Source organism: Butyricimonas sp., assembly GCF_019423355.1.
Classification (GTDB): domain Bacteria; phylum Bacteroidota; class Bacteroidia; order Bacteroidales; family Marinifilaceae; genus Butyricimonas; species Butyricimonas faecihominis.
Map to the genome: position 1 here is coordinate 217,071 of NZ_JAHZBP010000002.1, position 25,558 is coordinate 242,628.

Here is a 25,558-nt window from a genome sequence, read left to right on the forward strand (position 1 = left end):
ATATTATTCCTCTTTCCTAGCTTTCAGCATATCCCTGAAGCGAGAGGCACTCTCGTAATCCTCGTTCTTCACGGCCTCATCCAGTAAACGGGTTAATTCTTCTATCGTGAAGTTATACTCGGTTGTTTCGGATTTCTCCGGTTCAACAGGCTTTTGCCCGCTAAATTCTCCCGTGGCCAGATCGGAGATCGGGATGGCAGTCTTGGCAATCACGCTGGCCGCAATATAAATCGGACAATTATAGCGCAAGGCCAAGGCGATGGCATCGGAAGTACGCGAATCAATCTTCAGCAGTTCCTCGCCATTCCTGAAACGCAGTTCAGAGTAAAAGATGCCGGATTCCCAACGATATATATAAACCTCTTCTAGAACCACACCCAGACTATCCGCCAGACTCTTCATCAAATCGTGCGTCAAGGGACGCTGTGAGTGCAGGTGTTCCATCTGTATGGCAATGGATTGAGCCTCCGCAATCCCTATAATGATGGGGATGCGGAAGGCATCATTCTCTTCCGCCAGAATCAGCGCGTACGCACCGGTTTGTGACATACTCTGATAGGATAACCCGAAAACTTTTAACTTAATCCTGTCCATAAGCCTTGTATAACTTTAGGTCTACGATTTTCTATTCTTAGTTGTTACAATTAATGTACCATTCCGGCTCACCGACACCGGATTCGACGCTACGATTTTTTCAAGGGAGCCCTGTATATACGAGCCAGCCCTCCGAGGCTTGTCTCGCGATACTTGGCCTGCATATCGCATCCCGTCTGCATCATGGTCTCCACCACGTCGTCAAAAGACACCTTGTGCCGGCCATCCGAGAACAAAGAATAGATTGCACACTCCCGCGCTTTCTGCGAGATAAAGGCATTTCGCTCGATGCAGGGAATTTGCACATAACCGCCCACGGGATCGCACGTCAAACCTAAGTTATGCTCGAATCCCATTTCCGCAGCGTACTCGATCTGCATCGGGGAACCTCCCAGAATCTGGGCCGCCGCACCGGCTGCCATTGCGCAAGCCGTTCCCAGTTCTCCCTGACATCCTACCTCGGCACCGGAAATAGAACCGTTGGTTTTCACGATGTTACCAATCAATCCGGCCGTGGCCAAACCTTTTATAATTCGTTTATCACTAATCTCCTGATCGTGTTTCAAAAAGAACAACACGGAAGGTACGACCCCGGCCGACCCGCACGTGGGAGCCGTCACGATCTTACCTCCTGCCGCGTTCTCTTCGGCAACTGCCAAAGCGGCAGCAAATACCATTCCCATATGGCGCAGGGTACCTGCCGATTGCTGGGCCCGCACGTGGTAGGAACAAGCCTTGCGTGCCAACCGCAGGTTACCGGGTAACACACCCTCGTTTTCCAAGCCGTTATGAATACTTGTAACCATCACTTTCCAAACCTCTTCGAGATAGTCGAAGATTTCCGGTCCCTCGTGCAGTTCCACGTACTCCACGAAAGAGCGCCCCTCGGCCTTGCACCAGTCCAGTATATCCGTCATTTTCGTGTCGGGATAGACATCTTCCTCCTTGAAGGTTCCCAGTTCATCCCACAGGGCGCCACCTCCCACACTATATACCTCCCAACGATCCACGACTTCCCCGTTTCTTAAAGCCTCGAACAACATCCCGTTCGGATGATGGGGCAGGGATTTCGTGGACTCCCATATAATTTCCGTGTCGTCCGGCCGATTGATCATCTTCTGGATAGCAACATCCGTTCCGTGCCCCACTCCCGTCAATGCCAGACTCCCGTACAAGGTCACCCGGTAGCGCTCGGCATCCGGATTCTTTTCCTTGAAATAATACGCCGCCCGTCCCGGTCCCATCGTGTGACTGGAAGAAGGCCCGTACCCGATTCTAAATATTTCTCTGATTGATTTCACGTCCTAGTTATTGTTATAGATTTTATTAATTTACTGATTTATGATTTTAGATCAAGTCATTATACTAATGTTTTCCTGAATCATAAATCGTAGTTCATAAATTGCGAATTAATCGGTTTTCAATAAAAAAAAGGCAGGCCTGTAAGCCGGGTTCTGTACCTTGCGGTTTCTATCATTTATCTACTCCGCGGATCACTCCGCGGCTCTAGCGACCTACCCCCTGACATCGGTCGGGCAAACCTAAGCGCCAGTGTACATGGTCTTGCAACTCGTGAGGTGTACGGCTACCCCGATCACCCGGGATACCGGTGGGCTCTTACCTCACCTTTTCACCCTTATTCCGCAAACGGAACGGTTATTTTCTGTTACACTACTGCCCCCTCTCGGAGACCTTCCCGTTAAGAAGCACGATGCCCTGCGTTGCCCGGACTTTCCTCTCTCCCTCACGGGACAGCGATAGAACGGCCTGCCTTTATATTTTAGATTTAATGATTTTAGATTTTAGATTCCAACCACACAAGGCCAATGCTTTAACTACCCCCTCTAACTCCCCCTTACACAGGGGGAGCCGGTAGGGGTAGTCCCCTCTAATCTCCAAACTCATCAAATCTTCTTCATTTTCAATTGTCAATTCTCAATTCTCAATTAATTAAGAATCGGGTCTTCCGGGAAATTCGCCCACAGCTTGTATCTTCCCCCCAGAGAACTCATGGCTTGTTCCCATAATCCCTCGTTCGGGATGGTAAACAGCGTGTCGGTAGGAATTGTCCCCACCATCCAAGAATTCTCCTTCAATTCATTCTCCAACTGGCTATCTGTCCAGCCACTATACCCTGCAAAGAAACGAATCTCTCCTTCCAATACCTTTCCGGCTTTCAACATCTCCGTCAAAGCCTTAAAATCACCTCCCCAATATATACCTTTCGCGATCTCTTCCGAGTCCGGTATGTCATTTCTCCGATGGATGTAATACAACTGATTACGCTCCACGGGACCACCAATGTACACGGGGAAATGTACGCCTTCGAGTTCTTTTACCAACTCGGAAGTCGTGTAAGGTAACGGCTTATTCAATACAAAACCCACGCTCCCGCTCGAATCATGTTCCACCATGTAGACCACGGAACGGTTAAAATATTTACCTTCCAGAAAAGGTTCTGCAATCAACACCTTTCCCACCTCAACACGGTCATCATTGTGACGTATCTGAAACAGATCCTGAAATTCCTTTTCCACTAATTAATATTTTTACAAGTCAAATATATCTACTAACTTTGTATTGATAAAGCGTTAATGCAAAGATATAAAAATGTGCAAAATATTTATCATATCACTCCTATCTTTATTTATTAACAGCTTTGCAACAGCGCAGAGTGTTGTCCCGTCCGTGATTATGGGCAGGGATACCGTACCCCATGTTCTTCTCCATGAAGTAGATGTCGTCGCCCGATTGAAGAATCCACGGAAATACGCCCGCCAGCAACAACGGAACCAAAGGATGGTTTATAACGTGAGAAAGGTGTTCCCGTATGCGAAAATAGCCGCCGCCAAGATCAACGAGATTGAAAATAAACTAGCGCAAACGGATTCCGAGGCAAAACGAAAACAGATTATCAAGAAAGAGTACAAGGAACTCATGCACACGTTCAAGCAACCGTTGATGAAACTGACCGTCACGCAAGGGAAGATTCTCGTTCGCCTGATCTACCGGGAGACAAACAACACGTCGTTCAATCACATCAAGGAGTATAAGGGTACGGTGAATGCCTATTTCTGGCAATCGCTGGCCCTGTTGTTCGGGAATAACCTGAAAGCCGATTACGAACCGAACGGGCGGGACCGCAAAATCGAGCAGATCGTGCGCTCGATCGAAAAGGGAGGCCCTTCTCACATCACCCGGCGATAAATCCTGTTCTTGGCACTAAAATTACCACTCTTTGATATGATCGGAATTTAAAGTTTATTACTTTTGCCTTATGAAATACGAAGAGATAGTTGCAGATTTAAAAGCAGGGAAATATGCCCCGATTTACTTTCTATCGGGGGAAGAGTCCTATTTTTTGGACGATATAGCGACACGCATCGAGAAAAACGCCCTCACGGAGGACGAGAAGGCGTTTAACCAAACGATATTGTACGGGAACGATGTCTCCATGACCACCGTGACCGATACGGCCCGCCGCTTTCCCATGATGTCACAACGTCAAGTTGTCATTGTCAAGGAGGCCCAGAATATCCGGGATTTCGAGAATTTACTGCCTTATATTGATCATCTTCAACCGACAACGATCCTCGTGTTTCTCTATAAAAACAAGAAACCGGATAAACGTAAAGGAGTTTTCAAAAAATTAAGCAGTTCTTCGCATTGCATCTATTTCGAGTCGGCCAAACTTTACGACAACAAGATCCCGGACTGGATTATTTCGTACTGCAAAGACAAGAAGTACATGATTTCATTGAAAGCCGCGGGTATTCTCGCAGAAAGTCTGGGGAACGATTTGAGCAAGGTGGCCAACGAACTGGACAAGCTCATGCTCCTACTTCCCGGTGGCGGTGAAATCAAGGAGAATCTGGTGGAAGAACACACGGGGATCAGCAAGGAATTCAACACGTTCGAACTCACGGCAGCCATCATACAGATGGATCACCTGAAAGCAAACCGTATCGTGAATTATTTCGAGGCTAACCCCAAGAACAACCCGCTGGTTCTCACGATCAGCATGTTGTTCCGGTACTTTCTGAACCTACTGACGTACCACTACCAGAAGAAAAGTACCCCAAACCAGCAAGAAATGGCCCGGTTACTGGGTATCAATCCCTATTTTCTGAAAGATTACACGGAAGGAGCGAAACGATATAACGCCATGAAATGTGCCAATATTATCTCTTGGTTACGGGAGTACGACCTCAAATCAAAAGGTGTCGGTAACGCTAACATTTCAGACGGTGAGCTTTTGAAGGAGTTAATATTTAAGATAATGCATTGAAATTCGCCACAGGTGAATTTCAGGTTACAGGTTGAAAATGAAAATAAGAGAACTACCCCCGCTGACTCCCCCTTACACAAGGGGAGAAATGAACGCAAGAAAGCATTACAATATAACAATGCAGCGTATCCTCCCCCTGTGTAAGGGGGAGCTAGTGGGGGTAGCCTGAATCTAAAATCATAAAATCTAATGAACAAGGCTATATTTCTGGATCGGGACGGGACCATTAATTCTGATGAAGGTCATTATTACATATATAAAGTTGAAGACTTCGTTTTCAATCCCGGTGTAATCGACGGAATTCGTCGACTGAACGAGGCGGGTTATTTGATTATCATAGTTACCAATCAAGGCGGGGTCGCTAAAGGGGAGTACTCGATCGAAGACGTGGACAACCTTCACGCTCATATGTGCAAGGAATTGGAAAAGCATGGGGCGCACGTGGATAAAATATACTACTGCCCTCATCACAGCAGCATTGCCCCCTGTAAATGCCGCAAACCATCGCCTTACATGATTGAACAGGCTATCCGGGAGTTTGACATCGACAAATCTGCCTCGTGGTTAATCGGGGATGGTTCACGGGACATCGAGGCGGCGGAGGCTGCCGGAATCCGGGGTATTAAAATACCTAAAAACAGTGACTTAACCCCGGTTATAGACTCCATTCTCAAGCAATAAGAAGGTTAACGATACGTCATGTTCGAAATCTTGTTTGCCTTACTGCCAATGGTTATACTGGTCATATCCATGGGGATATGCAAGTGGCCCGGAGATAAGAGTAGCCTGCTTACCCTTGTTATTACCGTTATGTTGGCCATTTTCGCCTTTGGTATACCCGCACAAGAGATCGGTTTCACTTTAATAAACAGTACCGCACGTGCTTGTATCACTATTCTTTCCGTTATCTGGATGGCTGTATTTAGCTATAATATTCTGCTGGATTCCGGCAAGATTAAAGTGTTAAAAGACCAACTGGCAACGATTTCCACGGACAGGAGTGTACAGGTATTACTGATCACGTGGGGATTCGGGGGGCTACTGGAAGGAATGGCCGGCTACGGGACTTCGGTCGCCATCCCGGCAGCCATACTCGTAACGCTGGGATTTCGCCCGTTGTTCGCCGTACTCGTGAGCCTCATCGCTAACAGTGAACCCACGACATTCGGGGCCGTCGGTATCGCAGAAACCGTTCTCATGGAAGAGACCGGCTGCCCGTTACCTGAATTGTGTAAGGCTACCATTCAACAATTATATCCTTTTATATTCTTGATCCCGATAACCTTGGCTATATTGGCCGACAGATGCCGCCAAGCTTTACTCAAGAACATCTTGCTCGGCACGCTTGTCGGGGGCGTATCCTTCCTAGCACAATACGCCACGGCCACATATCTCGGTCCGGAGATGCCAGCCATTCTAGGCAGTATTTGTTCCATCATTATTATTATCGCGTGGAGTAAATGGACCGAAAAAAGTGACACAATTCCCACGAAACACTCGCCCCGACAAATATACCAAGCGTGGAGTGTCTACGGCCTTATCATTTTCTTTATATTACTGGCTATTCCCTTCAATTTCAAGGCAACGAGTTTATTGCTTTTTGCCGGAGCTTTTATCGGGGGACAAATACAGGGTATAACGACAAGCAGACAATTCACGTTACTAGGCCAAACTCTCGTACAAATCCGCAGTACCATTATTATGGTTATCGCCTTGGTCAGTATATCCGCACTCATGGAAATATCCGGCATGGTGCAATTACTGGCCGACACACTCACTTCCATCTCCGGGAAGTATTACGCTTTCTGGTCCCCTCTAGTCGGGGAAATAGGAACATTTATCACGGGTAGCGGTACTTCGGCAAACATTCTTTTCGGGAAGTTGCAAGCAGGAATCGCCGCAAACATGGACATTGCTCCTTCTTGGCTTGCCGCCGCCAACACCACAGGCACTACTGCCGGGAAAATTATCTCTCCCCAGAGTATTGCTATTGCCGCCTCCGCATGTCAATTACAGGGCCAAGAAGGGGGAATCTTAAAACGGGCTTTCCCATATGCTCTCGTGTACGGAATACTACTGGGAATTATTGTCTTTCTCGGGTGATCAGAAAGCAGCCATCAATAAATCAATATCTCTAGAAACTAATCCATAGCGATCGGCAATCACCCGTTTCGTCAACACACCGTTATAAACATACACGCCATGCCGTAATCCCGCATCATTTTTTATGGCAGTATTAAAGCCACCCGCCCGGGAAATCTTATCAAATAAAGGAGTGAATAAATTACTATAAGCGATAGATGCCGTGCGGGCCACTCTCGACGGGACATTCGGGACACAATAGTGGATTACCCCGTTATATACATACGTCGGGTTCTCATGAGTCGTTGGCCCTGATGTTTCAATACATCCACCATGTTCAATGGACATATCCACGATCACCGCCCCCTGTTTCATCAATCTTACCTGTTCTTCGGACACGGTAATCCCGAAATCATCATCGAAGAAACGCAAAGCCCCGATCAGCACGTCGGCAGACAACAACGCCCGTTCCAAAACCGGCTTATGAAAAACAGAAGTATATACCCGTTGTCCCAGACAATGATTTATCCGGCGTAGACGCTCCAGTGAATGATCGAACACTTTCACCTCTGCCCCCAAAGCCAACGCCGTGCGAGCCGCATATTCCCCCAAAGTCCCGGCTCCCAAGATAACCACCTCGGCTGGAGTGATTCCCGTCACCCCTCCCAGCAAGATACCTTTCCCTTCCCGAGAATTGCTCAAGTACTCGCTGGCAATCATGATTGCCGAACTTCCAGAAATCTCACTCATCATCTGGACCACGGGATAAACCCCGTTCTCGTCTTTCAGAATATCGAACCCGACAGCCGTCACTTTCTTCTGCATCATCTCCACGACAGCCTCTTTTCGTAACTCGAAAAGCTCGATCGGTGACAATATAACCTGCCGATCATGCATCATCTCCACGTCTGCCTGCATCACCGGAGTCGGTTTCAGTATAATATCCGCCGTGTACACTTCCTCGCAGGTATCCAACATCTGAGCTCCCGCATCGGCGTACTCCCGGTCATGGTAATGTGCAGCCTCTCCGGCTCCTCGTTGTATCATTATCGTATGCCCCATATCAACCATCATGGCCACGGCCTCCGGAGTTAAACACACCCGGTTTTCCCGTCGCTCGATCTCGTTCGGTAAACCGATTGTCAATCGTTTCTGCCGGTATTCCCCGAATACTTCTTTTTCTTGGTATAGAAACCACTCCCGATTAATTTGGGCTCCCAATAATTTACCCGAGTTATCCATAACCTACACTTTAAAGTTTTTCTTCAATCACCAATTCTCTCCGACCATCTGCCAGTTCAGAGAACTTGCATATCAACGTGTTTTTCGGTAACAGAGGCTCCACCATCTCCGGCCACTCTATAAAACAACGATTCCCGCTATAAAAATATTCCTCGTAACCGAAGTCCATGGCCTCCTCAATATTCTTCACCCGATAGAAATCGAAATGAAAAACCGAGTCTCCCGTGGCCGTCAGATACTCGTTTACGATAGCGAACGTCGGGGAATTCACATCATCCTCTATCCCCAAACACCCGGCTACCGCTTTCACGAAAGTGGTCTTTCCCACTCCCATCGGCCCGTACAGGGCATATATCGTATTATTTCCGGTCCTTTCCAAAAACTCTTTTGCAACCCGATTCAAATCATCAACACCGTCAATTATCCAGCGCATAAACTTTCCTCTATTTTATGAATTGATTAATTACCTTTGTCATATACTCGATTGAAGTATACCACAAAGGTAATTATTAGTAAACGAAAAAACGAAACTAAAAGTTAGAATCTCCCCTACTTCTCAACTTCTTCAACGATCTCATCCTGTTGTCCGGCATCCGTGGTTTTCTCTTCCGTGGCGGCACCTTTCAGGAAAGTCGGTAAATTCAGCCCGGCCATGTTAAACAAATCATTCAATGGGGGAACCGATTTCATCATCCCCGAGATGAAGTTAGCCGTGGAAGTATTCCCGTTCCCGGCATTATTGCCATCCCAAACGGTAACCTTGTCGATCTTGATATTCTTAACAGCCTCCACTTGCGTTCTCACCAGCTCCGGCAACTTATCGGTAATCAACATCATCACCGCCTTGTCGGGATCTCCGGCTGCGGCTTTCACGATTTGGGCATATCCTTCCGCCTGTTTTGTCAGCACCTCGTATAAACCTCGTGCTTCGGCATCCATCTTGGCAAAAATGGCATCAGCCTCTCCTTTCGCCAACCGGCGCAAACGTTCCGCCTCGGCCTCCGCATCAATAATCGCTTTCTCCTTGTCAATCTGTGCGGGAACCACGATATTAGCCGCTTGTGTAGCTTTCTCTCTTTCGGCACGAGCAATCTCAGCCTCCCGCTCTGCCATATAAGCCTCTTCCAAAGCCTTTGCAGCCTGCACTTTCTCTGCCGCGATAGCTTTACGGGCAGCCTCGGCCTCTCTCTCCCGACGGATGGCATCCGAATCGGCAATTAAAATCTTGGCATTGTTTTCTCCCTCCACCGCGGTTGCATTAGCCTCGGCCGTCCGAATACGAGTGTCCCGCACGGTTTCCGCGATACGAATATCTTTATCCCGATCTGCCTCGGCTTTACCGATCTCTCCGAATCGATTCTGCTCGGCCACGCTTTTCTTGGCATCATTGATCGCTTTCGCTGCTGCTTCTTTTCCCAAAGCCTCGATATACCCGGACTCATCCCGCAAGTCGGTCACGTTCACGTTGATCAGTTTCAAACCGATCTTCCGTAACTCGGCCTCCACGTTAGCACTCACGTTAGCCAAGAATTTATCCCGGTCGGAATTGATTTCCTCAATATCCATCGTGGCAATCACCAAACGTAACTGCCCAAAAAGAATATCCTTGGCCAAATCCTGAATATTTTCCTGCCGTTGCCCCAACAAACGCTCTGCCGCATTCGTCATGCTATCCGGTTCGGTAGAAATACCCACCGTAAAACGACAAGGCACATCTACTCGTATATTCTGTTTACTTAAAGCATTCGTCAAATTACACTCGATAGAGATCGGAGTCAAGTCCAGAAATGAAAAACTCTGGAACACCGGCCAGATAAAAGCCGCCCCTCCATGAATACAACGTGCGGAACTCACTCCCCCGGTCGCATTCTTACCGGTCCGCCCGTACACGACAAGAATCTTGTCTGACGGACAACGTTTATAACGGGACAATATCGCCGCAAACGTAACAAACAACACCGCCACGATGGCGACAATCAAATACAAACTACCTTCCATACTTTCCATATATTCCTAAGATTAATAATAAATAGTCATTTAAAAACGCTCCACCAGTAAGGTGTTGTCGTTTATCACTTCCACGACCCGAATCGGTGCTCCCGTCTCCAATTCCTCGCCTGCTGTCAGGGCATCAAATTCCCGGATAGCCCCTTGTATCGAGATTTGTACTTTCCCCTCTCCCCGTTTTTCTCCCGGAATTTTCAAATACACGTTCCCTTTACACCCCACGGCATTTGCCATGTTAATCGTCCCGTTTTGCTCCATGCGGCTCATGAATCTGAAAATAGCCATCACGGCCATCACTAGCAACACACCGATCACAGCCGACACGAGAATCAACACGAACTGGTTTTCTATCGCTTTTTCAAAAGAGATGATCGACCAACCGAACCCCAGTAGGAAATTGATGAAGTTACGAAAAGTAAATAACTGGAAAGGACCGCTATCCCCATCAGTCGCTGTATCCGCACTCACGTCAACATCCATCCCCCCATCCGTATCCATCCCGATAAAAGTCATGATTGTCTGGATAACAAATACCAAACTAGCAAATAGCGTGATACACCACACCGATTGCATAAATAACCCCAGAGAACTCCACCATTCTTCCATTACATTCAATTTTAATTAGACGATATTCACTAACTTCCCCACAAGCACACTACTACACAAATATAAACATTTTTACAGGACTTCCTACCCTTCATTAAAATTAAATATACATTCTACCGATCCGGGTAAAACACAAGATCAAATGTTTAAAAATAAAAGAATAACGAATCAAAACTAGAGTTTAAAGTTTATTAACTATAAAAATTAGTTTATAAACTAAATATTTTAGTTCTTTGTTGCAAAAGAAATAAACCATGAAAGGATTAACTAGCAAAGAAGAAGAAATCATGGGCTTTTTCTGGGAGAAAGGCCCTCTATTCGTGAAACAGATGCTTGCATTTTACGAAGACCCGAAACCGCATTTCAACACGTTATCCACCATCGTGCGCGGGCTGGAAGAAAAAGGTTATCTCGCTCACGAAGTTTACGGGAACACCTATCAATATTACGCGATCATCAGTGAAGAAGAGTTCCGCAAAGGCACCTTGAAGAACGTGATCAGTAAATATTTCAACAACTCGTACCTCAGTGCCGTATCTTCACTCGTGCAGGAAGAGGACATTTCATTGGAAGAATTGAAACAACTCATTTCCGAAGTAGAAAAAGCACACGATAAATAAACTATTTATGGGCACCTTCTTTGTCTATATACTAAAAACATCCATCTGTTTAACAGGATTCTACTTGTTTTACAGATTATTACTCAGCAAAGAGACCTTCCATCGTTTCAACCGGATAGCATTACTGGGTATTCTACTGTTATCCCTGCTTATCCCGTTCTGTGAAATAACCATTCCCGAAGAATCGGAAGTACAACAAACGTTACTAACCATTGAACAAATTCTCACCCTAGCAGACCACGTTCCACAAACAGAAGTACAAGCCCTCCCTTCATCCATCCCGTTGTGGCTTCCCGTCCTGCTGTGTATTTATTTGCTGGGAATTCTTTTCTTCCTCGGACGTAATCTTTATTCACTGTTTCATATGCTCCGGCTATTACATGGCGGAAGGCAGGAAAAGCTAGAAAAAGGTATTACCCTCATCATCCATGACAAGAATATCGCTCCCTTCAGCTGGATGAAATACGTGGTCATTTCCGAGAAAGATTTGCAGGAAAATAGCAAGGAAATTCTCATCCATGAAATGGCTCACGTACACAATCGACATTCCATCGACCTGTTGATCAGCGATATTTGTATCATTTTCCAGTGGTTCAACCCCGCATCTTGGCTCTTGAAACAGGAATTACAGAATATTCATGAATACGAGGCCGATGAAACGGTTATCCGTCAAGGCATCAACGCGAAACAGTATCAATTATTATTAATAAAAAAAGCTGTCGGCACAAGGCTCTACTCTATGGCCAACAGCTTTAATCACAGTAAACTTAAAAAACGAATAACTATGATGTTAAAAGAAAAATCCAGTCCTTGGGCCCGGATGAAGTACCTCTACGTACTTCCCGTTGCGGCAATCACATTAACCGCTTTCGCCCGTCCCGAAATCTCGAACGAACTAAACGAGATTTCAACTATCAAAGTTAATGATATTACTTCAATTCTCGATGCAAAAGAAGTAAATAATTCCCTTACGGCCGTTGATACGGCTCAAAAAACAGTAATCACAGAATCAACCTTTAGATCCACCCTGCCCGAGGATTCTATTCAAAGCAAAACGCCACACTTTTTTTTGAAAACGGAAAAAGTAAAAGCAACTTCAGTTCCTCTCAAAATAGGTCAAATAACACTCCAAGATTCATGTATTAGTACAACATCAGAGATTCCCGTCCTATTTATTGTCAATGGAAAAGAAGTTTCTGCCGATTCCGTGAAAATAATTGATCCTAACAAAATTGAAACGATCACGATTCTAAAAGATAAATATGCTATCACCCAGTATGGAGAAAAAGGGAAAGAGGGCGTTGTTTCAATTACTTACACATCCGGGAGTCCGGCCAAAAAAGTAACCTCTTATAAACTGGCAGACGGCACCACGGTCTATTTAAAATCAGAAACGTCAACAACCGGTTCTTACACGATTATCCACTCGAAAGACACGTCCAGCCTTAAAACCGTGAAACTAAAAGGTGAAGCTCGATTCAAGATTGTCGAAAAAGATTCCATCATCGAGTATCAAGTCATCAGTGACACGTTAAAATACGGCATTCAAAAGAAAAAAGAGAAGTAGCATCGCACTTTCTCCTTGCACTGGGGAGCGTGGATTACTAAGCAGTTTTTCATTCAAGGAAAGAAGGAGCTGTCTAACAACAAAATCGTTAGGTAGTCCCTTCTTTTTCGCCATCTGACAAACTATTTCTTCATCTCAAATCCTAAAAGAATCTCATCATACCCATCCATCAGCGAAGTAGTTGTTTTATCTGATTTCTTCAAGGCAGAGGATAATACACTGACAAAGTTCATAAGTTTTTCCGTATTGAAAAGCAACGATACTTGTTCCCCCGATTTTACCAATTGTACTTCCACACTTTTCACCGTGATCGTTTTTGCCAACATATAACGTAATGTCAACACTCGTGTTTTCTCGTCCAAAGAATACGTACCCTTTAATACTTTTTTTCCTATCGTATTAGTAAACGTACTATCACTACTAAACGTGTAGCTGAAATTCCCCGGCACAATCCCCAACTTCGTGTAAATATTCACCATTTTTTTCTCCAACGCCGAAGTCACTAACGAACCACTCGCCTCTTTCAACAAATCCCCACTCGTCATTTTACAAGCAGGCTCCACGTAATTCCAAGTTCCTTGAAGATCCGAAAATTTAATCACGTTACCTGTTACAAGATTCACCACATCCTTTACCTTCGATGAATTTAAAATGTCCTTCAATGATTGGGCTTGTACCAATTGTACTCCCCCAAAGCACATCAATACACAACAAATTACAATAACTCGTTTCATAAAATATAATGTTTAGGTTTAAATACAAAAGCCTGTCTATCAGACAGGCCTCTATTCGAGCCAATTTGGGGACTCGAACCCCAGACCTACGCATTACGAAGGAACCTGTCAAATAAGACATAACCAATTATTTATCAAAATATTAAAAACACTCAAAAAGAAGGCTTATGTAACAATTATGTAACGATGTCAATAAATAAAATCTCGCATAACCACTCTAAGCCCTACCTTAAATCCGCTTATTTTTCAATAAACGGATGCAAATATAAGGTTTAAATTTCGCATTTCAATACCATAAAGCAAACAAGCTATGCAGTAACAAAACTAATAATTCATACCCCCCGATCGTTCCTCTTTTGTTTCCACGTTCACGATCTTTACCCCTAATTCCTGCTTGTTTACCATCCCCATTGTCGTGTCTGTATTCTGTCTATCCGTCTTCTTGCCAATACCCGGATTTCAAGTTTCACAAAATATGGAATGAAGAATATAATTCCTTTACATGAGATTTAGAAACGGGTAAATCCTCCGCTCCAATAATCAATGTTTTCTTATTAAAAGCTTCCACATATCCTTTATTCACGATGCAGGATTCATTAATACGGAGAAATATTTCACCAAGAGATGTCTCTATCTGTTCTAAAGAAATGGGTGTAGTTATTTGAGAATCTTTCATCTGGATTCTAGTGCCGTCACCTTCTGCCTTAAAATAAAGCACTTTATTAAACCAAACTCGGGTAAATTCCTCCCCGTTCTCTACAAAGATCGATGACGTGTTTTTCTGTGTTTCCATAAGCATGGGGTTTTATTAGTGATAAAAGTAAACAATCCTCATTAAAATCATTTATCAACCTCTCCATATAAACAAAATAATGCATCTTTTACCTCCAACGCTTCTTCAAGATAATCACGATACCAATAATTCAATTCATGCTTAACGAAAAATGATTCACACCGGTAATCGGCTTCTACAAATTTCATATTACAACGTTCCTTATCAATTAAATTCCCCAAAAGATACACATCCTCACTTCTTCTACTGTCTTCTTTCAAGTAATAACGATTGATCTCCACTGTTAAAACGGGAAGATTCTCCAAACCCGCCGTATCTAAAACAAGCTTGTTCTTTGACAAAATTTTTTCGGCTTCTTTCTTTTCCATAAGTTTATCTTTTAAATTTCATCAAAATTAAACATTAAAAAAAAGGAACAAAAAAAATATCGTACAATATTTATCTAAATAGATATAATTGTATAAGTTCAAAACTTATACATCACTCCAAAATTTAGTTCTCGCGTAGTCCATTCTGCCCTCAAACCTATATCATGGTAAAAGAACCCTCCCCCTATCGAAAAGGAGTTATGAGTGTAGAAAGAGGCTGAAACAAAAGGCACAAATACCCTTTTCTTTACTATTGTGATTTCCTTGTGTATAGGGGTAAAAGAGTATGATAACCTCTGCAGTTCGTTACATTTTAAGGAAAGAGCGATAGACAATTTACCGTTATCGTCATCGAAAAGTAATTTATTGTATTCTCTCGTCCGGTTCCAATCCCAAACCGTTTCCGCAATACTTTCCTCCCGATCGATCACGGGTACATCGTTATAAATCGTGTCTGTTTTATAAACATACTTGTATTTCAGTTCCCCGGCCAAGTAAACGGTATCCGGAACGAGCTGAGCAATCGTGTCTCGGATTGTTTCCCCTTGTACATATTTAGTCACCTCTTTTTCTTTAACATTAACCATCTGTCTACCGGTAATAAAACCGATAAACAGACAGGTAACTACCAATATAATATATTTTTTCATCGTACTTGAATTACTATCTTTTCCCCTGAAAGCATAGCCTTTTCAATCATCTCCGTCAACTTCAACTCATAACCAGTGGAGTTAATCACTCTTCCCTGTTGCTTGTTTTCCCCAACCAAGATACACCCGCTCGTGTCCTTATCCATATTTCCCCGGTGAATCCGAATACCGGAAAAGTGGGGAACATCCAACAATAACGGTAACTTACGCCTAAACTTCGCTGACACGTTAACGATCACCTCGTAAATCCCTTCCGGGATCGCTGTTTCATTCATTACCTTTTCTTCCTTGTCAAGATCACGACAACGATCTTCCAAGGTGTCGCAGAAATATTTCCCATCCACGAATAACCGCCCGATCGTGTAAAGCGTTTTTTTCGCTATTCTATTTAGTTCCAGCATCATTAATAACCTCCTTTTCTTTCAATATTTCAGCCAAGACTTTAGCGAAATCATCTTTATTTTCAATAATTACTTTCATCGTGTTAGCGGCATCTCGTAACTCCTTTTTCTTCCAGCTCTTTTCTGTCACCGAGCGGAACTCACAGAAGCTGCAATAACAAGCCCAGAGTAAAGTAAACGCCGGAACTGGAATGTAAACTGATGTAATAACATCTACTACAGTAAGACATAGCATCGGCGAAAAATACTTTTGCGCTTTCGTTGCCGTCATTTTAAAACCGGTAGAAGTCCGATCGATTTTCAATTGCCTGGCCTTTTTAACTCCGAAAACAAAGTCGATACCCATCGCGATCAACACCCCTGCATACGCGACTCCGACACCAACAGAAAGTTTGAACAAATGCTCGTTTACAAACTCGTTAAATAACTCTTCCATTTTACACCTCCTTTTATTTTTATTCCAAAACATTCCAATATTTCATTATTAACATTACATTTGTACGACAATCGTGTCCATCGCGATTGATTAAACTAAAGGCGGGGCCGTGACGGTTACCCGCCGTTTTATTATTCACTATTTATTAAACAATCCCCAGTACTTTCCACGCGAAAAGGGCATCTCCGTCACCAACACCTATAAACTCCGCAATTTTTCCGGGGGGAACCTCGACAACATCCACTAGCTGGTTACTTGTATTTATAATCTTCACTTCATACGCGTCCATGCTCCCGGGTCTGATATATCCACCCCACTCAATTCTCACGGGTAAAGGTGTCATCGTGTTAAAATTACGATTGTACGGGTCAAAATTCATCACGTTAATTCGAACCCCGTTAAACTCTTTTCCAACAGGCAACACGATATACAAGCTCGACGCTGAAAGAATGTAAGAGAATATGTTGTAATGATCCTTTATCACTTCATTCCACATATCTTTATCGTGCGCGTTAAAAAAAGGTGTGGATAATTTACCGCTAAAGCTACCATCCACGGCCACCACCTTACCATCTTTATCAACTGAAAACCTGTCATTTACGTTAATACTTCCTCCATAAAAAGAGTCCCCGTTCTCGTCCACTGAAAAAATAACAACCCCGTCTTTTATCCCGAAGATTCCCGTCTTCTTCACCCCGTCAATCTCGATCACGTCACGACCGACAGCGACTCCAGTCAGCTTTCCATCCGCTCCTCTCGTACCGGAAAATATTTTTGGAGATATAACGTGTTCACCTCCTATCTCCGTCTTGTTGTTGTTCCACTCCTCCACCCAGGGCAACAAGTTAGCGTCTTTCCCCGGGTTGCCTTTATCCCCGGGATCACCCTTATCTCCCTTTAACGCTTCTTTAGCGTCTGCCGGCAAGTTATCCCACGTCAACTTGATCCCGCTACCGAAATGAAAGCCATCTTTGTCCCAGTATATAGACCTGTTAAAGATCGAACCGTTCCCGTCAGCGTCCCACGAAATATTCCCTTTCGCCATCAAGCCGCTACCATCCGGGCGAAGCATGTACATGATCTCGCCGACCTCGTTCACGCTCTTGATCATCCCGTTCTCGCAATAGAACCCTCTACATCCTTCCGCTCCCGGAATACCCCCACCGATTCGAACTTTCGTGCAGCCGTTGAAATTCTTCTCGTGAATCCCGAACAGGACATCTATCGCCGGATCACCTCCCTCGTCAGCGTGAAGGTAGATCGCCGATTGCCGGGCCGTGTCCGTCGTGTTACCGAACTGTACAATCTCGTCACCGATAGCCGGGATGTCCCACCCCTCGAACTCCGATTTTGGGATCACTATCTCGTTGTTTGATATGCTAGAAACGATCACCCAGTAACTCTTCTGACCGGAAGAGAACGTTTGACACCGGATTATATCGTTCGCCACGAAGCTCATCTCGTCCTCGATCTTGATATAGTAATTCACGTCATCTTCCCGTACCTCTTTTATCTTGCCGTTCGCCTGCGTGATCCCCAGCGCCCCTTTCACTGCTCGAATCTTCTGTATCAACAACTCGAACACCGTCATCCGGCCCCGGACAACGAGATCGTCTATTTCCAGAACCCATCGTCCCAGTTTCAAGGCGATTCGCCAGCCGGAACCCAACGCCCCGGTGATAAAATTTTTACTCTGGACGAACCCGTTAATAATCGTGCTTGCTAACTTTGCCATGAATTCAACTTATTTTTTCGATTATTATCGCGTTTAACACTAGCAACGAGTTATTCGTGTCGGTCGTGCTCATCGTGAATGTCACGTTTCCAGTGACGTCCATGATCAATTCTTCCAAACTATTGAAATTATCTAGATAGGATGTCTTCATCGCGAAGTTGTTCGTTACCCCGGCATGTTCAAGAGAGTAACTCGCGCGGGAAGGATTCAACTTGATAATCGTGTTCACGCACAACCCGAACTTGTAAGTCCCGGCAGGTAACTTGAACGTCATCCCGGCTGAAACTGTCGAGTTTCCCTTGTAAACATTGTGCTTTAACACTTCATCCGGGACGATCCCGCTATTATCACCGGTAACGTTGCCGTTATGTATCTTTGTCCCGTCATTGCAACCGTTAACTCCAGTGAACGAGCCGAACTCCACGCCACCGGTATCATAAATCTTGAATTCTATATCCCCGGGAGTCGAGCCAAAGCGACAGATTGTCGCTTTTAACGTTGAATCGTACCTCGTGTTATTAAGCGACACGCCAGAGCTGTAATCCCAACCGAACGACACGATCGCCTTGTTGCCGGGCTCGGGGGGTGCCACTTCCTGCCTGAAATTACAAGTTATAACTTGATCAGACTGCACGTTTGTTAGCGTGGCGGAACCGGAAGTCTTGTCCACTCCCGTCCCGCTTGCACCGCTCCAGCTACCGATAACGTAACCGGCGTTTGCCTCCGCGGCAACGGTAGCTTGTCCCCCTGCGGCAACTTCTTGAGATGCCGGGGTTACCGACCCGTAACCGGGATTGTTGGCCTTCCCCTCTACCGTGTACACCACGTCCGGGCGTTCTTCAAGGCTTATCGTGGATGACTTGATCCCTGATTCCCCGTTTGCGTTCTTGACCTGCACGAAGATTGTTTTCAAGGCGTACCCGGGAGATAACTCGAAAAGGAGCGTCCGGGATGGGCTGGCGATCCATGACACGCCAGCCAGACCTTCCGTTTCCCCGATCTTGTAATGGGTAATTGTCCCGGAAACGTCAAGAGACACGGAAACGGAACGATCGTGAGTCACGCCCGCACCGGAATTGATCGAGATCGAGTTTAACACCGGGGGTCGCTCGTTAACATTCAAACGAGCGATAAACGGGGCCTTCAAATCATCACGAAGCTGGTTGACGAAATAGAGGGCATCATCCTTGTCTTCATCTCGCTGGCTTCCCTCGAACTTGCTCGTGTACTTCTCCGATAACTCCAGGACTGTGTCGTTGAAGTTCACGTTAAGAAGTACCCCCGAACCACGAGTGGCGTGACTGTAACCGAGGACATTACTAGAAAGGGTCAACCCGTTTAACGCTGTCAAGCCCGATAATAGCAGGGACACGTCCTTGAAATAAAAATTTTTAGCGAAAGGAATAATTATTTTGAACGTGATCGTGTTTCCATACACGATTTTCCGGGTAACCGCGGACAGGCGTGCCTGGACGTACTCGTATATCTCGTCCCAGCTTGCCACCCAGATACTGTCATCCCCCGCCTTGCCGTAAAGATTATAAATAGTCTCCAGCATTTGCATCATCTCGACGCTCACCCTGTGAGAGGTTAGCGCTACCCAGTAAGGATTGTCCGATGCTCGTAACGTGGCAAGCTCGTCCAGTTTAACTTGGGTGTCGGACGAGCCGATTCCCCCACGCGTGAATTTTTTCTTCAATGAACCTGCCTCCTTCAAGTAAATCTTCTCGCCTGTCAACGAGCTCCTGTAAAACTCGACGAGCGGGGAACGATCGGCGGCTGTCACGTAAGCGGAATTCCCGTCCGGTAACCCCATGACTTTCATCCGGCGGCCAAGCTTCTGTAACACCTTGTCAAAATCCTCCCGGAATCCCTTCATGACCTCGTCGGGATTCGTCTTGTCATACACTCGCTCGTCCACGTTATGATAGATCACGGATGCCCCGAAGTCAACGCAATCTTCAAGTTCACTCCACGTTATGTAAGGGCTGGTCTTGGATGTCGTGCTATCCTTGATGAAACCGTTTGGCGAATACTCGTTCCCCCAGTTCGGCCACAGGGCCACGCTGAACCCGAAACGGCGATCGTTACCGCAACCATCCGTGTACACGAGGGGAAAGGCCGGGACACTACCCGTCGTGGGTGAAACGCCCTTGTGAAAAAACTCGATGTCATCGATCCATTTTTTATTTACTCGTCGCCAGATTCTAGCCCAGGCCCCGACAACGGAATCATCTGCCGTGTAAGTGAAAGCGAGATGCTTGTCGTACTTTAGCGGGGCGAAACTCAAGTTCACGGTGTCAGCATCAACCCCGGAAGGTAGTTCAAGGCTTAACTCTAAAATCTCCCCTTCTAGTTTCACGTATTCCAGTGTCAATAACAAGATCGAGCCGGGGGGAATTGCCGCTTTACAAGTCACCGTTAACGCCGTTTCGAGGTTACTCGTTACTTCCACCCGTTTCACATCTATCGAACCGGGGTAAAACTTCCCGTCAGCGTCTCTAACCGTGAGATTCCTCGTGGAGAGGTACATGTTGTTCCCAAGCGGGGTATCACTGACCAGGTAAGTCTTTTCCGTGCCGGCTACCACCGGGGCATCCTGCAATTCAAGAGAACACGAGTAAATGTCATGTTCTTGCCCGTTCACGTTATAACTCCCGACTCTCGTTTCCACGTCAGAGACCAGAACCCCGGTCATGCCGGACATGGAAGTTTCAAGTTCATCCACCCGGGCCTGTATCTTTGACAAGCCTCGTTTATCAGTGTCAGTGTAATCGTTCGTGCTAAGCCCCTTGCCCGGCATCACGTCTACTTTCTTGTTCACCTCGTCAACGACTTGATTGAATTCCGTTGCCGTCAGCTTGTCGCCTGTTTTCTTGCTTATATTTAACGTCATATATTGTATTTTTAAGATAACATGATAGGGAAAGTGAAAGGGAATCCCGTGGAAACCGGGGGATTCACGCCACCGGAAGGAACCGTGATAAATTGCCATTCTTTTGTCAAGGTGTTGAATACCGGCATGATCAAGTTATCGAGACTCTCCACCCCGGAATAAGTCGGGTACACGGGAAACCACGATTCCAGCCCCTTGATCAACATGCTACCCTCGGTCGCCGTGTTCGCCTCGTCCGAAACGTTATCCATGTCACCGATGTAACCGCTCCCCGTCTCTTGCAAACGGGTGGAAGCAACGTTATCGTTATTTGGGCTGTCTTCCTCAGTGAATGACCTTGCCGTCACGCTATTGTGGATTACATCACTACCCGTTTTGACGGGTTGATCAAGGTAATCTTCAAAAGAATGACCTTTCCACAAGTCGGAATCCCCCGCTTTAATCTTCTCGCCAAGATAGAGAATGTATCCCTCGATAATCTTTAATTCTTCTTTCGTCCAAACGTTCCCGGCATTCAACACAAATTCTAAAACCTTTTGTAACGTCACTTTACCAGACTTCGCCACGTTTGTCCGGTCAACCTCGATAACACTATCCGCCTGCAATTCTACCGGGGAAAGGTCCCGTATTCTCATCGGGACACCCGCCCCGCTTTGATAAACCCGTGTTTCATTTTCCCCGCTACTGCGATACTCGCTAGTGTTATTACCCGGGATTCGAGGGGACTCGGTGGTCGTTCCTGACAATTCTTGATACGGCATGAATTGATCAAGTGTAACGTTCAGCTCGTCCGTTAACAAGTTCAACGAAAATTCTCTCGGGTGAAACAACGAGCCACTATACTTGTCAACAAGTAACATTAACGATTCCAGGTTCTCTCCTTGAATAGTGCCAGAAAGTTGTTTCCGGGGAAAACCAATCCGGCTACATACAGACTTCAATATCGTGTATAAAAATGAATCAGTTTTACCACCGCAGGACCATGCTGACGTGTATTTCCCGGCAATCTTCAATCCATTGTAAAACATCTTGTCTGCATTCTCCACGAAAGGAACATCCGTCAAGCAAATATCAATATCCTCGTGGGAAGTCGAGGCTTTTTCCGCGAGGTTCACGGACACGTCAACACCACCGCTACAATCATTCGTCACGGTTACATGATCCAGGAACAAGGAAGACCGGACCTTGGACGTTCCCGACATCTCCACGTAAATGTTGTATATTGATATTGTCAATTGCCCGGAAACGGGAAAGCCGTCAGCCGTTATCTTGAAATTACCCTCGTAATCATCGACATAATTCGTTGAAAGGTCCCTGTCCCAGAACATATCCTGCAAGCTACCGTGAACGGGGAAACGGTAATCTTTCGTTCCCCAGCCCTCGTCCGTGAGGTAATAAGTTTGACCACCCCCTGATAATTGTATCTTCAAGGCAAATTCCCGGTCTTCCCCGGCGTAACCGTTCATTGACGCGAACATTTGAGCCAGCGCGAATTTAACCTCCACCATCATCGCTTGCCTGGACTTCTCAACACTAACAGACTGTTGGATATAACGTTCTTGTTTTCCCGAGTTCCCATGCATTGCCGCAAACCCCGCTCCTTTACGAACTGCTATTATGAACTCGAAACCTGTCCAACCGGAATCGCCACCAGCGAAATCGTGATTTTGAAGGAAGGACGGTCGTAACTCGTAATCGCTAGTGAATTTAACGCTCTTGTTTGCGGGTTCTATCTCCAATTCAAGGTTACCGATCGGGTATAACTCGGAATTCACGTTTCCAAACTCCCTAGGCTCTAGCGGGATTCTCCCTTGTAATTTCCCAGCATTCGAGTATAGAAAACCTTCTTTAACGAGGTCCGTGTAACGAGCGATCACCCATTTCCCGTTCGCTTCCGTGATAAAAGCGTCAATAGATGTCAAGATTGATTCAAGAACCTCGTAACAAGTTTTATTTCGAAAAGTAAACACGTCAAACGAAGCTTGAACGAGCATCGAGTTACTCTTGTTCATAGAAGACTCGACAAGAGACGAGAACACGATAAAATCTAGTATTATACCCGTTTGATTACAACAAAACCGGATCACATCAAACAAAGTCTTTTCACCACTTGACGTGAAAGGGATGTCCTTTAATATTCCTATCCCATCACTTGCAGTCACACTAACATCGTATGGCACGGGAATATAAGGTTCAGAGTATTTCTCCGGAAGAACGTACCCCGTCCAAATTAACACGTCATTTTTATACAACTCTACAAGAAACAACTTGTTATCTACCGTGTACAGGGATGTCAATTCCCCATCCACGTCTGCCTGTATAACCATCTCCAGTGACGTGCCGGATATTCCCGAATCAGAATCATCCCTACGCAACAAAGGAGCTGCCCCGAGAGACTTGTTTTCTGCCACTCCGGTATAATCCCGCTCTTTGATCAGAATTTTGTAATCATGATTATACTTCTCTGATTCCCATCTTAATATATAGCGTGTCCCGTACATACTCATGTCGTTAATCTTTTACGTTTATTTTCTGAATCAATCACGGCAACAAGAGTACTTCCTCGTGCTTCAAGTTTTCCCGTTACATTTAAATTAACCTCTTTTGTATATCTCTCCTCGGAACGATCAGTACGGACATCTAACGTGTTGGAATAACTTCCTGAAGAGGAACTTCCCCCACCACTTGCAACCTGACTGAGAGAAGCTTTTACGGCAGTTCCCAACGCAACCAAGGCAATACCCGCTGCAATTGCAGCATAAGGATTTCCAAAATTCAAACTAGCTCGTATCGCGATCATTGCCACCCCTAACTGTATTGCAATCTTACCCACTTGTATCGCTAAATCAGCGAACACTTCCGCTACCATCGTGGCAAACCCTTTTAAACTCCCAGTCCCTGCAATTATTTGACCAAGACTTTCACCAAATCCCACTGCAATACTTTGAAACGCCTCGTTTATTGAAGCAGAAATATCAACGATCTCTTTATCAAACGCGGAATAATCCGTTACAATTTTTTGAAGAGGTCCCGTGTCTATCGGGGCTAATTTCACTTCATAAGTCAATGGTATGTATCTCTTTTTCCCGTCTTTTTTAGCTTGCTGTTGTTCTTTTTCCAAGTTTTTAGCAATGGCAAAATCGAGCGTTTTCGCTTGCGTGATTAACTCCTTATTCTTGGCAACCATTTCTTTCTTTTGGGAAAGGATTTGAGTTTGCGTGTCAACCATCGCTTTATACAGGTTATTCTCTTCCTCGTAATCCTTGTTCATGTTTTCAGCTAACCCGTTTTGAGCGGCCATTATATCATATTCTTCTTTTGCCAAGGCATTCCTCTTTCTACCCAACACGTCAAGAACTCCCATTGCTTGTTGATTGAAGAAATAACGTTGCATCGCGGAATACTTTTCCTTGTCCTCCGTTTTTAATCTCAAATCGGCCAGCTTACGTTGCAAATCGGCCTCTTCTTTTATAAATGCAATTCGTTGTTTCTCTAACTTCTGTCGACGAATTTCAAGGGTTTGGGCATCATTATAGGTTCCCTTCAATTTACTACCATAAGCACTTAAAGCATTTATCGCGCTTTGTTGTTGTTGCTTGTTTAACCCCGTTACCGTCTGGTTAAAAGAAGTCAACAATTCCTTTGAATTTTCTTTTACCGCGCTCCAATCAAACTTCAAGGCAGACCACACGACCTTCGCTAGATTATTAACCATTCCAGCCAATCCCATCAAACGGTTCACGAATTGATTTTTAATGAACTCCCACAAATCCTTAATCGCTTGTTTCGGGTGCGTGAAAGCATCAAAAATCTTACCACCCAAAGCAGCAACCGTGTCCATGATCACCTGAAACACCGTTTTTAGAGGTTCGAGGAATTGACGTAACTTGTCTGCCCCGGCTTGAGTCTTCGTGAAATAAGCGACAAGGGATCCCAAAGCTACCACGATCGCCCCGATCCCCGTCGAGATTAGCGCTACCTTTAAAAATTTTAAAGCATTAGAAAGTAACCCGGCTCCTCCTGCCGATCCTTCCATTCCTTTCTGCATTAATAATAGTCCACCCTTGAACGTTTTCATTTCCTCCCCGATCCGTCCCATTGACATACCAAACAACGACGCGAATTCATCAAGCATCCCGGAAGCCTTACCTTCAAAATTTGAAATAGCTTCCCGTGCTTCTTTCGCCCCTTTCTTCACGTCCTTCGTGTCAGCAGAAAATATCGCTTTTAAATTTAATCCCTTTCCCATACCTTGTATAAGTTTTTCAAATTTTGCCTCACGTCAGTACTCTCCAAATCCGGGATCATACCCTCTTTTTCGTCTTCATCATCCCAAGGGAATCGCCACAAATCTCTCGGGTCTTTTATCCGACTCCTTGAATCCACCTGTATATTCAACAACTCGACTGTCTGCAGACGGATCAAGTTTGAATCAAGAATCAATTTTTCTTCTTTGGCCGCCATGAAGTAGCGAAGTTTCAAAAAGAAATCACCCACCCGCATTTCTTCAAACTCCGCTACCGTCATGCCCATCTGCCC

Annotated in this window: 24 protein-coding genes and 1 other RNA gene; 6 read left to right on the top strand and 19 right to left on the bottom strand. The window is 45.3% G+C overall.

Going from position 1 to position 25,558, the window contains the following annotated elements; translation table 11 throughout:
- Positions 1 to 3: 3 nt before the first annotated feature.
- The 4 genes from QVC79_RS03530 to QVC79_RS03545 form a co-directional block, all read right to left on the bottom strand.
- Positions 4 to 594: a bifunctional nuclease family protein gene (locus QVC79_RS03530; RefSeq protein WP_124318219.1), complete on the bottom strand. Its 591-nt coding sequence runs from the start codon at positions 592 to 594 to the stop codon at positions 4 to 6.
- Positions 595 to 683: 89 nt separating this feature from the next.
- Positions 684 to 1,895, bottom strand: coding sequence for an L-serine ammonia-lyase (locus tag QVC79_RS03535; RefSeq protein WP_124318220.1), 1,212 nt, complete (start codon positions 1,893 to 1,895; stop codon positions 684 to 686).
- A gap of 126 nt (positions 1,896 to 2,021) precedes the next feature.
- Positions 2,022 to 2,368: RNase P RNA component class A (gene rnpB / locus QVC79_RS03540), an RNA gene on the bottom strand.
- A gap of 172 nt (positions 2,369 to 2,540) precedes the next feature.
- The gene (locus QVC79_RS03545) at positions 2,541 to 3,131 is read right to left on the bottom strand and encodes a YqgE/AlgH family protein (RefSeq protein ID WP_124317337.1); all 591 of its coding nucleotides are present in this window, start codon (positions 3,129 to 3,131) and stop codon (positions 2,541 to 2,543) included.
- Between the two features lie 73 nt (positions 3,132 to 3,204).
- Between QVC79_RS03545 and QVC79_RS03550 the strand changes: the two genes are divergently transcribed.
- The 4 genes from QVC79_RS03550 (at position 3,205) to QVC79_RS03565 (ending at position 6,985) form a co-directional block, all read left to right on the top strand.
- Entirely contained in the window at positions 3,205 to 3,801 is a 597-nt protein-coding gene (locus tag QVC79_RS03550; RefSeq protein ID WP_270593727.1) for a DUF4294 domain-containing protein, read from the top strand.
- A gap of 70 nt (positions 3,802 to 3,871) precedes the next feature.
- Entirely contained in the window at positions 3,872 to 4,882 is a 1,011-nt protein-coding gene (gene holA / locus QVC79_RS03555) for a DNA polymerase III subunit delta (RefSeq protein WP_087419957.1), read from the top strand.
- Between the two features lie 189 nt (positions 4,883 to 5,071).
- Positions 5,072 to 5,563, top strand: a complete 492-nt coding sequence (locus QVC79_RS03560; RefSeq protein WP_124317339.1) for a D-glycero-alpha-D-manno-heptose-1,7-bisphosphate 7-phosphatase — start codon at positions 5,072 to 5,074, stop codon at positions 5,561 to 5,563.
- Between the two features lie 18 nt (positions 5,564 to 5,581).
- On the top strand, positions 5,582 to 6,985 hold the full coding sequence (locus tag QVC79_RS03565) for an L-lactate permease (protein WP_270593726.1): 1,404 nt from the start codon (positions 5,582 to 5,584) through the stop codon (positions 6,983 to 6,985).
- On the opposite strand, the gene QVC79_RS03570 is transcribed toward QVC79_RS03565, so the two are convergent.
- From QVC79_RS03570 to QVC79_RS03585, 4 genes are all read right to left on the bottom strand, one after another.
- Positions 6,986 to 8,206, bottom strand: coding sequence for an alanine dehydrogenase (locus tag QVC79_RS03570; protein WP_270593725.1), 1,221 nt, complete (start codon positions 8,204 to 8,206; stop codon positions 6,986 to 6,988).
- Between the two features lie 10 nt (positions 8,207 to 8,216).
- Positions 8,217 to 8,639, bottom strand: coding sequence for a tRNA (adenosine(37)-N6)-threonylcarbamoyltransferase complex ATPase subunit type 1 TsaE (gene tsaE, locus QVC79_RS03575; protein ID WP_270593723.1), 423 nt, complete (start codon positions 8,637 to 8,639; stop codon positions 8,217 to 8,219).
- A gap of 116 nt (positions 8,640 to 8,755) precedes the next feature.
- Complete coding sequence (locus QVC79_RS03580) at positions 8,756 to 10,204, bottom strand: flotillin family protein (RefSeq protein ID WP_270594160.1); 1,449 nt, start codon at positions 10,202 to 10,204, stop codon at positions 8,756 to 8,758.
- A 39-nt stretch (positions 10,205 to 10,243) separates the two neighbouring features.
- On the bottom strand, positions 10,244 to 10,819 hold the full coding sequence (locus QVC79_RS03585) for a hypothetical protein (protein WP_270593721.1): 576 nt from the start codon (positions 10,817 to 10,819) through the stop codon (positions 10,244 to 10,246).
- A gap of 254 nt (positions 10,820 to 11,073) precedes the next feature.
- On the opposite strand from QVC79_RS03585, the gene QVC79_RS03590 reads away from it, so the two are divergent.
- Together QVC79_RS03590 and QVC79_RS03595 are read left to right on the top strand one after the other, a co-directional pair.
- On the top strand, positions 11,074 to 11,439 hold the full coding sequence (locus tag QVC79_RS03590) for a BlaI/MecI/CopY family transcriptional regulator (RefSeq protein WP_027202699.1): 366 nt from the start codon (positions 11,074 to 11,076) through the stop codon (positions 11,437 to 11,439).
- A 7-nt stretch (positions 11,440 to 11,446) separates the two neighbouring features.
- Positions 11,447 to 13,006, top strand: coding sequence for a M56 family metallopeptidase (locus QVC79_RS03595; RefSeq protein ID WP_270593720.1), 1,560 nt, complete (start codon positions 11,447 to 11,449; stop codon positions 13,004 to 13,006).
- A gap of 122 nt (positions 13,007 to 13,128) precedes the next feature.
- Here the strand turns inward: QVC79_RS03595 and QVC79_RS03600 are convergent, their stop codons facing one another.
- The 11 genes from QVC79_RS03600 to QVC79_RS03650 form a co-directional block, all read right to left on the bottom strand.
- Positions 13,129 to 13,740, bottom strand: a complete 612-nt coding sequence (locus tag QVC79_RS03600; RefSeq protein WP_124318279.1) for a DUF4923 family protein — start codon at positions 13,738 to 13,740, stop codon at positions 13,129 to 13,131.
- A 466-nt stretch (positions 13,741 to 14,206) separates the two neighbouring features.
- Entirely contained in the window at positions 14,207 to 14,533 is a 327-nt protein-coding gene (locus tag QVC79_RS03605; protein ID WP_270593718.1) for a LytR/AlgR family response regulator transcription factor, read from the bottom strand.
- Between the two features lie 47 nt (positions 14,534 to 14,580).
- Positions 14,581 to 14,901, bottom strand: coding sequence for a hypothetical protein (locus tag QVC79_RS03610; protein WP_270593717.1), 321 nt, complete (start codon positions 14,899 to 14,901; stop codon positions 14,581 to 14,583).
- 98 nt (positions 14,902 to 14,999) lie between these two features.
- Positions 15,000 to 15,551: a hypothetical protein gene (locus QVC79_RS03615; protein ID WP_270593715.1), complete on the bottom strand. Its 552-nt coding sequence runs from the start codon at positions 15,549 to 15,551 to the stop codon at positions 15,000 to 15,002.
- Positions 15,548 to 15,955: a DUF5675 family protein gene (locus tag QVC79_RS03620; protein ID WP_270593713.1), complete on the bottom strand. Its 408-nt coding sequence runs from the start codon at positions 15,953 to 15,955 to the stop codon at positions 15,548 to 15,550. Before QVC79_RS03620 ends, QVC79_RS03615 begins: the two co-directional genes overlap by 4 nt.
- Positions 15,936 to 16,388: a hypothetical protein gene (locus QVC79_RS03625; protein ID WP_027202370.1), complete on the bottom strand. Its 453-nt coding sequence runs from the start codon at positions 16,386 to 16,388 to the stop codon at positions 15,936 to 15,938. The genes QVC79_RS03620 and QVC79_RS03625 overlap by 20 nt, the downstream gene beginning before the upstream one ends.
- Before the next feature lie 145 nt (positions 16,389 to 16,533).
- A complete protein-coding gene (locus tag QVC79_RS03630; RefSeq protein ID WP_270593711.1) occupies positions 16,534 to 18,123 on the bottom strand; it encodes a hypothetical protein in 1,590 nt (529 codons plus the stop codon).
- Positions 18,124 to 18,127: 4 nt separating this feature from the next.
- Positions 18,128 to 21,019 carry an InlB B-repeat-containing protein gene (locus QVC79_RS03635; protein WP_270593710.1) on the bottom strand — a complete coding sequence of 964 codons (2,892 nt, stop codon included), beginning with the start codon at positions 21,017 to 21,019 and terminating at the stop codon, positions 18,128 to 18,130.
- An 11-nt stretch (positions 21,020 to 21,030) separates the two neighbouring features.
- Positions 21,031 to 23,526 carry a hypothetical protein gene (locus tag QVC79_RS03640; RefSeq protein ID WP_270593709.1) on the bottom strand — a complete coding sequence of 832 codons (2,496 nt, stop codon included), beginning with the start codon at positions 23,524 to 23,526 and terminating at the stop codon, positions 21,031 to 21,033.
- The gene (locus QVC79_RS03645) at positions 23,523 to 25,268 is read right to left on the bottom strand and encodes a hypothetical protein (RefSeq protein ID WP_270593708.1); all 1,746 of its coding nucleotides are present in this window, start codon (positions 25,266 to 25,268) and stop codon (positions 23,523 to 23,525) included. The genes QVC79_RS03640 and QVC79_RS03645 overlap by 4 nt, the downstream gene beginning before the upstream one ends.
- Complete coding sequence (locus QVC79_RS03650; RefSeq protein ID WP_118594291.1) at positions 25,253 to 25,552, bottom strand: hypothetical protein; 300 nt, start codon at positions 25,550 to 25,552, stop codon at positions 25,253 to 25,255. The genes QVC79_RS03645 and QVC79_RS03650 overlap by 16 nt, the downstream gene beginning before the upstream one ends.
- Positions 25,553 to 25,558 lie beyond the last annotated feature (6 nt).

Excerpts from the sequence above, each read along its gene's own strand:
- QVC79_RS03580 (WP_270594160.1), bottom strand. The coding sequence starts at position 10,204 with ATGGAAGGTAGTTTGTATTTGATTGTCGCCATCGTGGCGGTGTTGTTT.
- QVC79_RS03625 (WP_027202370.1), bottom strand. The coding sequence starts at position 16,388 with ATGGAAGAGTTATTTAACGAGTTTGTAAACGAGCATTTGTTCAAACTT.
- QVC79_RS03600 (WP_124318279.1), bottom strand. The coding sequence starts at position 13,740 with ATGAAACGAGTTATTGTAATTTGTTGTGTATTGATGTGCTTTGGGGGA.
- QVC79_RS03635 (WP_270593710.1), bottom strand. The coding sequence starts at position 21,019 with ATGACGTTAAATATAAGCAAGAAAACAGGCGACAAGCTGACGGCAACG.
- QVC79_RS03565 (WP_270593726.1), top strand. The coding sequence starts at position 5,582 with ATGTTCGAAATCTTGTTTGCCTTACTGCCAATGGTTATACTGGTCATA.
- QVC79_RS03550 (WP_270593727.1), top strand. The coding sequence starts at position 3,205 with ATGTGCAAAATATTTATCATATCACTCCTATCTTTATTTATTAACAGC.
- QVC79_RS03615 (WP_270593715.1), bottom strand. The coding sequence starts at position 15,551 with ATGAAAAAATATATTATATTGGTAGTTACCTGTCTGTTTATCGGTTTT.
- QVC79_RS03530 (WP_124318219.1), bottom strand. The coding sequence starts at position 594 with ATGGACAGGATTAAGTTAAAAGTTTTCGGGTTATCCTATCAGAGTATG.
- QVC79_RS03595 (WP_270593720.1), top strand. The coding sequence starts at position 11,447 with ATGGGCACCTTCTTTGTCTATATACTAAAAACATCCATCTGTTTAACA.
- QVC79_RS03645 (WP_270593708.1), bottom strand. The coding sequence starts at position 25,268 with ATGGGAAAGGGATTAAATTTAAAAGCGATATTTTCTGCTGACACGAAG.
- QVC79_RS03620 (WP_270593713.1), bottom strand. The coding sequence starts at position 15,955 with ATGATGCTGGAACTAAATAGAATAGCGAAAAAAACGCTTTACACGATC.
- holA (WP_087419957.1), top strand. The coding sequence starts at position 3,872 with ATGAAATACGAAGAGATAGTTGCAGATTTAAAAGCAGGGAAATATGCC.
- QVC79_RS03590 (WP_027202699.1), top strand. The coding sequence starts at position 11,074 with ATGAAAGGATTAACTAGCAAAGAAGAAGAAATCATGGGCTTTTTCTGG.
- tsaE (WP_270593723.1), bottom strand. The coding sequence starts at position 8,639 with ATGCGCTGGATAATTGACGGTGTTGATGATTTGAATCGGGTTGCAAAA.
- QVC79_RS03570 (WP_270593725.1), bottom strand. The coding sequence starts at position 8,206 with ATGGATAACTCGGGTAAATTATTGGGAGCCCAAATTAATCGGGAGTGG.
- QVC79_RS03630 (WP_270593711.1), bottom strand. The coding sequence starts at position 18,123 with ATGGCAAAGTTAGCAAGCACGATTATTAACGGGTTCGTCCAGAGTAAA.
- QVC79_RS03650 (WP_118594291.1), bottom strand. The coding sequence starts at position 25,552 with ATGGGCATGACGGTAGCGGAGTTTGAAGAAATGCGGGTGGGTGATTTC.
- QVC79_RS03605 (WP_270593718.1), bottom strand. The coding sequence starts at position 14,533 with ATGGAAACACAGAAAAACACGTCATCGATCTTTGTAGAGAACGGGGAG.
- QVC79_RS03640 (WP_270593709.1), bottom strand. The coding sequence starts at position 23,526 with ATGAGTATGTACGGGACACGCTATATATTAAGATGGGAATCAGAGAAG.
- QVC79_RS03610 (WP_270593717.1), bottom strand. The coding sequence starts at position 14,901 with ATGGAAAAGAAAGAAGCCGAAAAAATTTTGTCAAAGAACAAGCTTGTT.
- QVC79_RS03560 (WP_124317339.1), top strand. The coding sequence starts at position 5,072 with ATGAACAAGGCTATATTTCTGGATCGGGACGGGACCATTAATTCTGAT.
- QVC79_RS03585 (WP_270593721.1), bottom strand. The coding sequence starts at position 10,819 with ATGGAAGAATGGTGGAGTTCTCTGGGGTTATTTATGCAATCGGTGTGG.